Source organism: Amycolatopsis acidicola (assembly GCF_007713735.2).
GTDB classification, from domain to species: Bacteria; Actinomycetota; Actinomycetes; order Mycobacteriales; family Pseudonocardiaceae; genus Amycolatopsis_E; species Amycolatopsis_E acidicola.
This window is the reverse complement of the sequence record NZ_VMNW02000003.1, coordinates 203,548-215,905: the sequence shown is the minus strand read 5'-3', so window position 1 is coordinate 215,905 and position 12,358 is coordinate 203,548. Positions and strand designations below refer to the sequence as shown.

Annotated in this window: 11 protein-coding genes; 4 read left to right on the top strand and 7 right to left on the bottom strand. The window is 70.1% G+C overall.

The genetic code is table 11. The annotated features are described in order from the left end of the window. The first annotated feature begins 1 nt into the window (after window position 1). From folP to FPZ12_RS04075, 4 genes are read left to right on the top strand one after another with little or no spacing between them, the layout of a single operon-like run. Entirely contained in the window at window positions 2-793 is a 792-nt protein-coding gene (gene folP, locus FPZ12_RS04090) for a dihydropteroate synthase (RefSeq protein WP_144745641.1), read from the top strand. Continuing rightward, entirely contained in the window at window positions 790-1,680 is an 891-nt protein-coding gene (locus FPZ12_RS04085; protein ID WP_144745609.1) for a bifunctional 5,10-methylenetetrahydrofolate dehydrogenase/5,10-methenyltetrahydrofolate cyclohydrolase, read from the top strand. The genes folP and FPZ12_RS04085 overlap by 4 nt, the downstream gene beginning before the upstream one ends. Next, window positions 1,677-2,933 carry a bifunctional folylpolyglutamate synthase/dihydrofolate synthase gene (locus tag FPZ12_RS04080; RefSeq protein WP_243769661.1) on the top strand — a complete coding sequence of 419 codons (1,257 nt, stop codon included), beginning with the start codon at window positions 1,677-1,679 and terminating at the stop codon, window positions 2,931-2,933. Before FPZ12_RS04085 ends, FPZ12_RS04080 begins: the two co-directional genes overlap by 4 nt. A gap of 15 nt (window positions 2,934-2,948) precedes the next feature. Further along, window positions 2,949-4,304 (top strand): aminomethyltransferase family protein, encoded by a 1,356-nt coding sequence (locus FPZ12_RS04075; RefSeq protein WP_144745608.1) that lies wholly within the window; start codon window positions 2,949-2,951, stop codon window positions 4,302-4,304. Here the strand turns inward: FPZ12_RS04075 and FPZ12_RS04070 are convergent. Genes FPZ12_RS04070 through FPZ12_RS04040 form a run of 7 tightly spaced genes read right to left on the bottom strand, consistent with a single transcriptional unit; the run spans window position 4,301 to window position 12,347 of the window. Further along, window positions 4,301-5,665: an amidohydrolase family protein gene (locus FPZ12_RS04070; RefSeq protein WP_208025730.1), complete on the bottom strand. Its 1,365-nt coding sequence runs from the start codon at window positions 5,663-5,665 to the stop codon at window positions 4,301-4,303. The genes FPZ12_RS04075 and FPZ12_RS04070 overlap by 4 nt on opposite strands. A 13-nt stretch (window positions 5,666-5,678) precedes the next feature. After that, window positions 5,679-6,722, bottom strand: a complete 1,044-nt coding sequence (locus FPZ12_RS04065) for an ABC transporter substrate-binding protein (protein WP_144745607.1) — start codon at window positions 6,720-6,722, stop codon at window positions 5,679-5,681. 31 nt (window positions 6,723-6,753) lie between these two features. Next, complete coding sequence (locus tag FPZ12_RS04060; RefSeq protein WP_144745606.1) at window positions 6,754-8,046, bottom strand: FAD-binding oxidoreductase; 1,293 nt, start codon at window positions 8,044-8,046, stop codon at window positions 6,754-6,756. 5 nt (window positions 8,047-8,051) lie between these two features. Then, a complete protein-coding gene (locus FPZ12_RS04055; RefSeq protein ID WP_144745605.1) occupies window positions 8,052-9,509 on the bottom strand; it encodes an amidase family protein in 1,458 nt (485 codons plus the stop codon). Further along, entirely contained in the window at window positions 9,506-10,702 is a 1,197-nt protein-coding gene (locus FPZ12_RS04050) for an LLM class flavin-dependent oxidoreductase (RefSeq protein ID WP_144745604.1), read from the bottom strand. The genes FPZ12_RS04055 and FPZ12_RS04050 overlap by 4 nt, the downstream gene beginning before the upstream one ends. Before the next feature lie 20 nt (window positions 10,703-10,722). Further along, window positions 10,723-11,592: an ABC transporter permease gene (locus FPZ12_RS04045; protein ID WP_144745603.1), complete on the bottom strand. Its 870-nt coding sequence runs from the start codon at window positions 11,590-11,592 to the stop codon at window positions 10,723-10,725. Further along, window positions 11,589-12,347, bottom strand: a complete 759-nt coding sequence (locus tag FPZ12_RS04040; protein WP_144745602.1) for an ABC transporter ATP-binding protein — start codon at window positions 12,345-12,347, stop codon at window positions 11,589-11,591. Before FPZ12_RS04040 ends, FPZ12_RS04045 begins: the two co-directional genes overlap by 4 nt. Window positions 12,348-12,358: the final 11 nt, after the last annotated feature.

The following is a 12,358-nucleotide window of genomic DNA, read 5'->3' as shown; positions in this document are numbered from 1 at the left end:
CATGGGCGTCCTCAACGTCACCCCCGATTCGTTCTCCGACGGGGGCGACTTCCTCGACCGCGATGCCGCCGTGGCGCACGGTCTGGCCCTGCGCGCGGCCGGAGCGGACTACGTCGACGTCGGCGGCGAATCGTCCCGGCCCGGCGCGGGACGCGTCGATGCCGCCGAGGAGTGCCGGCGGGTGCTGCCGGTCGTCCGCGAGCTGGTGGCGGCCGGGGTTCCGGTCAGTGTGGACACCCTGCGCGTGGCCGTCGCCGAGGCCGCGCTGAACGCGGGGGCCGTGCTGGTCAACGACGTGAGCGGGGGCCTGGCCGAGCCCGCGATGGCGAAGCTGGTCGCGCACGCTGGGGTGCCGTGGGTGCTGACGCACTGGTATCCGGCCGCCGGCCATCGTGACGTGGTCGCCGAGGTCGCCGGGGAGCTCGCCGCGCGGGTCGACGAGGTGGTCGCCGCCGGGGTCGACCCGGAGCTCCTGGTGCTCGATCCCGGGCTGGGCTTCGCCAAGACCGCCGAGCACAACTGGGCCTTGCTGGCGCGGCTGCCCGAACTCGTCGCGCTCGGCCTGCCGGTGCTCGTGGGGGCGTCGCGGAAGTCCTTCCTGGGCTTGCTTTTGGCCGCCCCGGACGGTACATCCCGGCCGGTGCACCAGCGGGAGACCGCGACCGCCGTGATCTCGGCCTGGGCCGCGCGGGCCGGTGCGTGGGGCGTGCGGGTGCATGACGTGTGGCGCTCGCTCGATGCGCTGGCGACAGTCGATGCCCTGATGCCGGAGCGAAGGAGCTGTGTGTCGTGACCGCCCATCTCATCGACGGCGCGGCCGTCGCCCGCGATCTCAAGTCCTCGCTGGCTGTCCGGCGGCACGACGGGGTCGGCCTGGCCACCATCCTGGTCGGTGACGACTACGGCTCGAAGGCTTATGAGGCGCGCCTGCGGCGGCTGGCCGGGGAACTGGGTGTCCCGTATTTCCCGCAGGTGCTTCCCGCGACCGCCACGCAGAGTGAACTGTCCACAGTGGTCAGTGGATTGAACGCGCGGGAGGACGTGTCGGGGATTTTGCTGCTGCGACCGCTCCCCCGGCATATCGACGAGGCCGCGCTGTTCCGCGTCATCGCCCCGGAGAAGGACATCGAGGCCGTGCACCCGGAAAACGCCGGGCTGCTCGCGCTCGGCGTGCCGCGGTTCGTTCCGTCGACGGCGGCTTCGGTGTTCCAGCTGCTCGACACGTGGCTGGACGAGGCAGGCGAGGATCGCGCGGATTTCTACCACCACGCGCAGATCGTGGTCGTCGGCCGGTCGAACAATGTCGGGAAACCCTGTGTGTGCCTGGGATACGCGCGGCAGGCCGCGGTCGCGTCCGTCGACGAATGGGCCAGTCGCACGGGTGCGCTGCAACGGCACACCCGCCGGGCCGATGTGCTGATCGTCGCCGCCGGGCGGGCCGGGCTGATCACCGCCGAGCACGTCAAGCCCGGCGCGATCGTGCTCGACGTGGGCATCAACCCGGTCACCGACGAGCGCGGGCGCGTCCGGATGACCGGGGATGTGGACTTCTCCAGTGTCGCCGAAGTCGCCCGCGCGATCACGCCTGTACCCGGTGGGGTCGGGCCCGTCACCGATGTCTGGCTGCTGCGCAACACCGTGCTCGCGGCCGAGGCGCCCCGGCTTGAGGAAGTGTCGTGATACTCGCGGAGGTCGAGGAAGCGCTGTTCCGGCGCTGGCCGGAGAGCAAACTCGAGCCGTCACTGGATCGGATGGCGGATCTCATGGCACGCCTGGGAAATCCGCAGCACGCGGTGCCCGTCGTCCACGTGACCGGCACCAATGGCAAGACCACCACTGCCCGCATCATCGACGATCTCCTGCGCGCGGCCGGTTTGCGCGTCGGCCGGTACACGAGTCCGCACCTGGAAACGCCACGGGAGCGGATCGCCCTCGACGGCTCGCCCATCACCGCCGAACGCTTTATCGCCGCATACCAGCGGATCGAGCCCCATGCCTCGCGGGTGGACCTCACGCATCCGGTCGCGCTGTCGTTCTTCGAGGTGATGACGGCGACGGCGTTCGTGGCCTTCGCGGAAGCCGAACTCGACGTGGCCGTGGTCGAGGTCGGCATGGGCGGCACCTGGGACGCGACCAACGTCGCGGACGGCGAGGTCGCCGTGATCACCCCGATTTCCTTGGACCACAGGGAGTATCTCGGTCCGGACGTGGCCGCGATCGCGACCGAGAAGGCCGGGATCATCAAGCCCGGCGCCGTCGCGATCGTCGGCCACCAGCCGCCGGCCGCGCTGCGCCGGCTCGGACGTCGCGGGCCCCTGCGTCACGTGGAGAAGGAAATCCCGGTGCTGGCCCGCGTTCCCGGCCCTGATGGGCAGCAGCTGCACCTTCCGGACTATGGAAACCTCACGGTCCCGTTGCTCGGGCGGCACCAGGCCGACAACGCCCGCACCGCGCTCGCCGCCGCCAACGCGTTTCTCGCCCCACGCGGGAAAAAGCTCACTGCCGAAGCCGTCCGCCGGACGTTCGCCGCGATCCGCTCCCCCGGTCGACTCGAACCGCATTCGCTGGACCCGCCGGTGTTCCTCGATGCCACGCACAACCCGGCCGGGATGCGGGCCACCGTGGCGGCGCTCCTCGAAGCCCATCCCGGTACCCGGTTCACCACCGTGCTCGCCGTGTTGGCGGACAAGGAGGTCACTGGCATGCTCCGCGCGGTGGCCGAACTGGATGGCGACCTCGTCGTCACGCGCAACCGGTCGCCCAGGGCGTTGCCCGTGGCGGAGTTGGCTTCGAAGGCGCGGGAAGTCTTTCCGGCGGAACGGATCCACGTGCACGAGTCGCTGGCGGAGGCGCTCCGGAGGCCGTACTCGGCGTTGTTGGTCACCGGGAGCGTTGTCACCGCGGGAGAAGCGCGCGGTCACCTGGCCGGATAGGGAACGGGAGAGGACATGGACATCACCGAGCACCAGCGGCGGACCTACGAAGCCGTGCTGGGCAAGGACGACGCGCCCTTCGTGCTCGAACGGCCGCCGCTGTTCAGCCCGGCCGCGGCAGCGCAGGACGAGGCGAACACCAGGGGCTCGTTCGGCCGGTTCGCGCAAACCTTGCTCCCGCTGGAGTATGTCGACTGGACGGAGGAGAGCGCTGCCCACGTCGAAACCTGCTATCTCGGCGATTGGAGCTCCCTGAGCAAGGTCGCCGTCCGCGGCCCGGAGGCGCTGGCGTTCCTCAGCGGGCTCGGGATGAACGACCTGTCCCGCTTCGAAACCGGGCAGATCAAGCACCACGTGCAGCTCGACGAGCACGGCAGGGTCGCGTCCGAGGGTGTCCTGTGCAAACTGGGGGACGAGGAATTCGTCTACACCGCGGGGAGTTGCGACTGGCTGCGCTGGCAGTTCAGCCGGCAAACATGGGACGCGGAGGTCCTCGACATCACGCCCGAGTGGTTCATCTTCGGCGTCCAAGGGCCGGAATCCCTGCGCACGCTGGAGAAGGCGACCGGCGAGTCGCTCGGCGACATCGCGTTCAACCGGAGCCGCGGCTCGCGCGTCGGCGAAGCCCCCGTGCGCATCCTGCGCACCGGGATTTCCGGTGAACTGGGCTACGAAGTGCACGGCTCCCCGACCGACGCCGACAGCGTCTGGAAGGCCGTCGCGGCGGCCGGGGCCGAGTCCGGGATCCGGCTGCTGGGCTTCCGTTCCCAAGCCGTGCAACACATCGAGGCCGGGATCGCCACGAACGGCCTCGACTACCTGCCCGCCGCGATCGTCACGCCCGGGGCGCCGCGGCAGTTCCGGCGCGGCAAGATCGGGGGCAGCTTCGTCCCCGCGAATGGCGTGAGCGACTACTTCCGGAAGCCGGGTGAGCTCGGCTGGGGGCCGCGCAAACGCTTGCCCGCCCACGACTTCACCGGCCGCGCCGCCCTCGCCGCCGACGTGGAATCGGGTGGGCCGTCCCGCGGGCTGGTGGGGCTCACGTGGAACAGCAGCGATGTCACCACCGTGTTCGCCGCGCTGTTCGACGGCAGCGTTGAACTTCCCGAGCAGATGGACATCCCGCGGTACCTCGGGCCGAGTTTCGATCAGGTGCTGGTCGGCGACGCCCCGGTCGGCGTGTCCACCGGCCGCACGGTCAGCACCCACCTGCGGGCGACGATCTCGCTCTGCGTCCTCGACCGGGCACACGCCGAGCCGGGCACCGAAGTCACCGTCGTGTGGGGCAGTCCGGGAACCCCGCAACGCGAGATCAGGGCGACGGTCACCGCCTTGCCGTTCAAACCGGACCGGCGGCGCACACTCCCCTAGAACCGCGGCGCGGGCAGGCCCTGTCGCCGCGCGGCCGCGCGCAACCGCCCGTGGAGTTCAGCACGGGCGTGCTCCGCGAGCGGATGGCGGACTTCACCGTCCACAGTGGTACAGCGACCGCCGACGTAAACCTCCTTGAGGTTCCGTTGCCCGCACGCGAGGACGTAACTGGCGTAGACGTCCCACAGCGGACCGGTGTCCGGCCGGCCGGGATCGACCACGAGGAAGTCGGCGAACTTTCCGGTTTCGAGGCTGCCGACCCGGTCGGCGATACCGAGCACCTCCGCCGAACCCAGCGTGTGCATGCGCACCACCTCGCGCGGCATCAGCACCGAAGCCTGTGACCGCCGGGCGCGCTGGGTGTACAGGCCCATGCGCATATTGCCGAACGGGTCCGAGATGTCGGTGCACGACTGGTCGTCCAGCCCCATCCCGATCCTGATCCCTCGTTCCCGGTAGCCGACGATGTCGGCGATCCCCGAACCGAGGCGTCCGTTGGACGTCGGCTGCCACACCACCGCGCACCCCGCCTCCGCGACCGCGTCGACCATCTCGCCGGTGGGATGCACGAAATGCCCGAACACCATCGCCGGCCCGAGCGCGCCCGCGCGGGCGTACCAGTCGAACTTCGCTTGCTGCGCGGGCAGATTCTCGGCGGATTCCACGAAGTGTGCTTGGTTGGTGATGCCGTGGCGTGCCATCACCTCCGCTTCCAGCCCGGCCGTCGCCGGGGTGCTCGACCACTGCACCGCGCCGTACACCGAAATGCCGAGGAACGCCTCGGACGGGGTGGTCGCCCGCACCGCGGCGGCCGCCGCGTCGAAGTTGTCCAGCGCCCGCTCACGCCCGAACGCCTCGTCGTCGAGCCGGATCGCGGTGAGCACCCGCAACCCCGATTCCGCTGCCGCGTCGAACTGCCTGGTGACGTACTCCGCTCCGCGGATCTGGCCGGGCCGGTCGCCGGTTTTATCGTCGTAGAGCCAGATCACGCGGCTGAGCGCGAAGTTGTAGGCCGAAGTGATGCCGTTGGCCAGGAAGTCGAAGCAGCCGTGCAGGACGAACCAGTACATGTCCTCGTCGGCCGCGCCGAGCAGCACCTCGTTGTTCGCGCGAACCCATGGGTACAACGTCTCGCCCGCCGCCAGCCCCCGCAGCCCGGAGGTGTGCAGATGGCTGTGCGCCGAGACGAACCCGGGTGCGATGATCTTACCCGTCGCGTCCAGCACGGTGCCTTCGGTGCTCGGCGGCTCTCCCCTGCCGACGCCGGTGATCCGGCCGTCCGGGCCGGCGCTCAGCCAGCCGACGAACGGCTCGTCGCCGTCGGCCATGGTGAGCACCAGCCCGTTCGTCACGGTCAGCACGAACGCCGCCGGCTCAGTACGAGCCCGCCGGCGCGGCGGGCAGTGTGGCCGGTGCGGGAATCGTCGGCAGCAACGACGTGTCGAACAGTGTCCTGACGTCGTCGGGCACCGGCTGGCCGAGCTGCTTGAGCTGGTCGGCGAAGGTGGCCCACCGCTGCTCGTTCATCGCACCCAGCTGCTTGGCGCCGTCGCCCGCGACCACGTACTGACGCTGCTTGTCCCAGGCGTACCAGGCACTCTGCTCGGTCAGCTGGTCGTTCGCCTTGAGGATCGCGTCATTGGCCGTCTTGGCCACGTCGACGTTGCCCATGTAGTCCGACCAGCCCTGCAGGCTCGCGGCGAGGAAGTCCGTCAGCTCCTGCCGGTGGCCGGCCAAATAGGACTCCGACGTGAAGAGTACGTCGTTGTACGGGTTGAAACCCGCCGCCGAGAACGGCACGAAGTTCACCTTCACCCCGGATTTCTCCGCCTCGTAGGCCTCGTTCGTCGGCCAACCCTGCTGCACGAGTCCGTCGTTGGTGAGGAAGTTCGCGATGGAGCCGTTGTACACCTGCGTGCCGAAGTCGATGCCGGTGCTCTTCTTGACCCAGTCGGGCCCGAGCTGCCCGGTCTGCACGGCCCAGGTCTTGCCGGCCATCCCCGCGAAGGAGGTGATGCCGGTGTCGGCGTGCACCATCATGCCGACCGGATTGTCCTGGTACAGCGCGCCGATCGCGACGATCAGGATGCCCTGCTGACGCGCCTGGATGATGCCGGCGGCGTCGGAGAACCCGACCTGCGCGCGGCCCGACGCCACGAGCTGCGTCGCCGACACCTGGGGCCCGCCCGGTTGCAGGATGACGTCGAGCTTCTTGTTCTGGTACAGCCCTTCGGACCGCGCGGCGAAGAAACCGCCGCCCTCGGGATCGGCGTACCAGGGCAGCACGAGTGTGAAGGACGTGGTGCCGTCGGCCGATTTGGCCGGGGCGGCGTTCCCGGCGCACGCCGAGATGGTCACGGTCAGCGCCATCGCGACGGCCGCCGCGAGGAACCTGCCGATGCTGGATCGTGAGGACATGTCTTGCTCTTTCGTGATTTCGGGTGGGGAATCAGTGGGTTCGCGGGAGTTTGCCGGGGTTCAGCAGCCCGGCCGGATCGAACCGGTCCGCCTCGGCCCAGCGGGGCGGCAGATTCTCGTGCACCACCCAGCTATGGGGACTGTCCACGAACAACTCTTCGGCGCGCAGCAGGTCCATTCCGGCGTGCACGGCCGCGTCATCGCGGTGCGGGGCGAGGATGCGCGCCATCAGGCACGGCCCCTCGGGGCCGCGAATGCCCTCCAGCTGCACGGTGGCGCCGGGGAACGCCTCGGCGATCAGGGCTCGTTTGCCGAGGATTCCGTTTCCCCGCACCAGAACGTGGAACAGCTCGGGGCGTCGCGCCTTGGCGCGCACGGTGGTGTGGTTGTTGATGAACGTCGCGAGGAAGCGAACGGCGTCGGCGCGTACGCCGGACACCGAACCTCCTGCGCGCGCAACGATTTCTCGTACGGCGCCGGCTTGCTCCACCGCCACGACGGTGCGCAGATTCGTGCGGCCCGGCTCGAATCCCGGATCCTCCGGGAAAAGCGCGGCCAGCTCGGGTTCCGTGACGGCGAGGATCTGCGGGGCCGGTGAAAGGCGCAGGATCTCCAGCGCCATCGCCGCTCCCGCGTCCAATCCGGGCACCGACGCGAACACCGCCGTACGTGCTACAGCCGGTACCGTGCGCAGGCCTACCCGGGTGATCAGGCCCGTGGTGCCGAACGCGTGCACATGCGGTGTCGTGGCGGGGAAACGCAGCTCGACCGGCTCCGCGTCGGCGGTCACCGGGACGAGGGTGAGCCGCTGGACGAAGCCCTCGTGGTTGAACCCGTGTTCGATCGACCCCGGTCCGCCCGCGCCGCCACCGACGTAGCCGGCCACGGTGCTGTTCAGCGTGGTCGGGAACATGGCCGGTTCGCGGCCGGTGCCGTCGAGGAACGCGCTCAGCTCGTGCCAGGTGGTACCGGCCAGCGTGGTCACCGTCCCGTCTTCGTGGAGCTCGGTTTCGCCGGTCAGGTCGTGGAAATCGACCATGATCCCGCCCGCGAGCGGGATGATCTGCCCGTAGTTCGAGGTGCCCTTTCCCCGCGCGGTGAGCGGAATCCGGTGCTCGTGGGCGTAGCGGGCCAGTGTTCGCACCGCCTCGGCCGACCGCACCGTCACGACGGCGTCGGGCAGCGTCCGCGGGATGGTGCGGTGGATGATCGGCGAGACCCACGAGAAGTCCTTTGTGGACGCTTTGCGGGCGGCCTCGTCGGCGCTGACGTCGGCGGAATCTTCGAGCACCCTTCGCAGGTCCGCGGCGAGAGCCTCGGGCATCACGCTCACCACCCCTTCGGCGCGGTGAAGCGGATCAGTCCGGCTTCCTCGGCGAGCGCCGCCACTCGCAACGGAGTGCGGTCGTCGAGGTAGCGGCCCAGCAGCTGGGCGCCGATCGGCAGGCCCGAGGTCGCGCCCGCGCCGAGCGGCACGACGGTGGCGGGGCCGCCGCCGACGCTCGAGATCCGGCTCCACGCCCCGACGGTGTCGGCCGCGGGGACCTCGACTCCGTCGAGCGTCAACAGCCGGGACTCGGCCGGGACCTCGGAATACGGCGGTGCGGCGCACGGGGCCGCCGGGCAGAGCACGACGTGGTAGCGCTCGTGGACCTCCGCCCAGCGGGCGGCGATCTGGCGCTGTGCCTCGAAATCGTCGAGCGCGGCCCGCAGGGACTGCAGGTGGCCGCGCGCCATGGCCCCGGCACGTCCTGGCGCGTCGACGAGCGCGGCACTGCGCACGCACGCCTCGTCGTCGAGGCCGTGCACGACCTCTCCGGCCTGCAGCCGTATGAAAAGCTCGATCGCCTCCTCGCCACGCACGGGCGGATCCGTCAGCTCTTCGACGTCGGCGCCGGCCTCGGCCAACGCGTCGGCGAACGCGCGGATCGCGGCCACGGTCTCCTTGTCGACCGGGCACGCGGCGTCGTCGAGCCATACCGCGACGCGAGTTCCGGCCAAGGCGTCGACCCGCGCGGGCGGCAGCTCCAGCCGCCACGCGTACGCGTCGAGGCCCTCCGCGCCCGCGAGTACGTCGAGAAACCGCGCGCTGTCCGCGGCCGACCGGGTCATCGGTCCCACCGCCGACACCCTGGGCTCCAGCAGCCCGCCTCGCGGCCACGGCAGGTGGCCGAGCTTCGACACGATCCCGTTCGACGGGCGGTGCCCGAACAACCCGCACCAGGCGGCGGGCACCCGCAACGAGCCCGACAGGTCACTGCCGAAGTCCCCCACCGCGAGCCCCGCCGCGACCGCCGCCGCGGCGCCTCCCGACGAACCGCCCGGTGACCGCGCGGGGTCGAAGGGGTTGCGGGTGTGGCCGAAGTCGTCGTTGGTGGACTGGTGGTCGGCGAGGTACACCGGCACGTTGGTCTTGCCGACCACGATCGCGCCAGCCTCCCGCAACCGGCGGACGAGCGGCGCGTCCTCGGTGGCCTGGTGCGCGTCGGAAAGACGTCCGTGCGAAGTCCGCATTCCCTTGGCGTCAAAGGCATCCTTGATGGTGACCGGCAGGCCCGCGAGCGGGCCGAGCGGCCGGCCGGCGTCCCGTGCGGCGTCGACGGCCACGGCGGCGGCTCGCGCGCCCTCGCGGTCGGTGTCGACGACGGCGCCGAGCGCGGCGCCGGGGCCGTCGAGCAACGCGAGGTGCCGCTCGAGCAGCTCGACAGCCGTCAGCGCGCCGGAAGCCAGCTCCGCGAGCATCCGGGTGCCGTCGGCTGCCGCCAGCGAAGCGGCCACCGCCGTCATGCCGCGGCCTCGAAAGCCCGCTGCCCGTCGCCGGACATCTCGATACCCAGCCTCGGGGCCACCTCGGCGGCGAACAGACGCAACTGGTCCTGATGCTGCTGCGGAGTCAACCCCAGCGCGTCCATCGTGACCGACAACCGGCGCAGTCCCAGCAGTTCGCGGTATCCGGCGATCTGCCCGGCGACCTCGTCGAAGTCGCCGACGACGTAGATCCGCTGCGCCATCGACTCCTCCAGCGTTGGCGCGTAGTCGAACGGCGTGACATCCATGCCCGCGGGCGGGTCGTAAGTCGCGAAACGGCCGTAGGGCGCGAGGAGCTTGGCCAGCTCGTCGTGCCCGGGCCGGGCCAGCGCGACGGCCTCCTCATGCGTCGGCGCGACGTTGACGTGCAGGACGAGCATCTGCTCTTCCCCCATTTCCGTCGGCCTGCCGTGTTTCGCGGTGAGCTCGGCGTGTTTGTGCCACTGCTGGGCAAGCCGCGCCGGGGACTGTCGCGTGTAGACACCGATATGCCCGTGTTCGGCGACGTAGTCCATCGTGCGCGGTGAGGTGCAGGCCTGGTAGATCTCGACCTCGCGGGTGACGTTGGGGACCAGCGTGAGATCGCCGACGAACCCGCCGCGGTCCGGGATCCCCTCGGGCGGGAACGCGAAATGCTTGCCACGGTGGGAAAAGCGGTCCTGGCCGAACGCCAGCCGGATCGCGGCCATCGCCTCGGCGAACTGCTCGCGGTTGGCCTGCTCGGCGGAGGCGTCCATGGCGTTGTCCCCGGACTCGATACGGGCGCCCAGCGTCTGCATCTCGCGCGGTACCGTGCCGCGTCCCACGCCGAACCGCATGCGGCCGCCGGTGAGCACGTCCGCGGCGGCGAAATCCTCCGCCAGCCGCAAGGGATTCCACTGCGGGACGATGTTGAACATCTGCCCGAAGCTGATCCGCTTCGTCACGGCCGCCGAGTACAGTCCCAGCAGGATCTGGTTCGGGACGACCTCGTAGCCCTCGTGCTGGAAGTGGTGCTCGGTGTACCAGAAGGTGTCGAAACCCACCTCGTCGGCCACAGTGGACAGTGCGACAAAGTCGCGGTACGCGGTGGCGTAGTCCTCGCGGCCGTATCGGCGTGCGGTCGCATCCGGCCCGCTCGCGCCCGCGTCGGGCATCCGGACCGCGCCAAGGATGTTGGTGTCTATGCGCATCAAGTGTCCTTTCCGGATGGTCACTCGTCGGTGGCCATGGCGGATTCGTGCCAGCGCCGCAACGTCAGCACCTCCGCCACCCGGACGATTCCGAACAGCAGCAGCGAAACACAGCTCGCGGCGACCACCGCGAGGAACAGGCGCGCCATCAGCAGCTGCTGCGCGGTCGAGGTGATGACGTAGCCAAGACCGCCCTGGCCGCCACCGATCCCGGCCACGAACTCGCCGACGATCGCGCCGATCACCGAAGAACCCGCCGCGATCCGCAGCCCGGTCAGCACGTACGGCAGCGCGTACGGGACACGGAGTACGACCATCTCGTAGCGTTTGCTCGCCCCGGCCATGGTGAACAGCTGCACGAGGTTGCGCTCGGTGGACTTGAGCCCGGTCAGCGTGTTCGCGGTGACCGGGAAGACCGCGATCATCGCCGCGACCACGGTGTTCGTCGCGGCGCCGGGGCCGAGCCAGACCACGAGAATCGGCGCTATCGCGATGATCGGGATTGTCTGCAGCAGCACCATGTACGGGTAGAGGCCGCGCTCGGCGACGGTCCAGCGCGCCATCACGAACGCGACCGCGAACCCGAGCACCGAGGCGATCACGAACCCGCCGTAGGCCTCCTGGATCGTGACCAGTGTCGGTTCGATGAGCGCGCTCACCGAGGAACCGGTCGCGGCGAGCACGTCCGACGGCGAGGGCACCAGGAACGTCGGCACCCCGAACACGCTGATCGCCATCTGCCACAACGCGATCGCGAGCACGAGCACCACGAGCGGGGGCAGCACGAACAGCAGCACGGTGCGTGCCGAGGGCCGCTTGCGGGAACGCTTGGGCCGCGGGCTCGCCTGCGCCGCCGCGGGAGCTGCCACGGGCTTTTCGGTAATGCTCATGCCGCCGCCAATCGCGAGCCGATGTACTTCACCGTCTCCTCGAGCGCGTCGGCGTCCCGCGGCGCGTCCTGGTCCGCCTGCGGCGGGCTCGGCGACCGGACGACTTCGACGATCCGGCCCGGTCCCGACGCCATCACCACGATCTCGTGCGCGATCTTGACGGCCTCACGGATCGAGTGCGTGATGAACAGGGCACCGAAACCGCGCTCCCGCCACAGCCTGATCAGCTCGTCGGCCATCCGGTCCCTGGTGAACTCGTCGAGTGCCGCGAACGGTTCGTCCATCAGCATCAGCTCCGGTTCCGACGCCAGCGCCCTCGCCAGCGAAACCCGCATCTTCATGCCACCGGAAAGCTCGCGGGGCAACGACTTCTGCACGTTCTCCAGTCCGACGAGCCGCAGCGCCTCGATCGCGCGGCGGCGGCATTCGGGACGCGGCACCTTGCGGATCCGCGACACCAGCTCGGTGTTGGCGAGCACGCTGCGCCACGCCATCAGCGTCGGATCCTGGAACACGTAGGAGTTCCGTTCCGAGCTGATCGTCAGCTCACCCGAGGTCGGCGACGACAGCCCGCCCGCCATCCGCAGCAGTGTCGTCTTGCCACAACCGGACGGGCCGACGATGCTCACGATCTGCCCGCCGCCGATGGTCAAATCGATCGGGGCGAGTGCGGTGAACCCGTTGCCGTAGGTCTTGGTGACGCCGGCGAAGGCGACCAGTTCGGTCGCCGGGGGCGCTTTCGCGATGGTCGACATAGGTCTCTCCT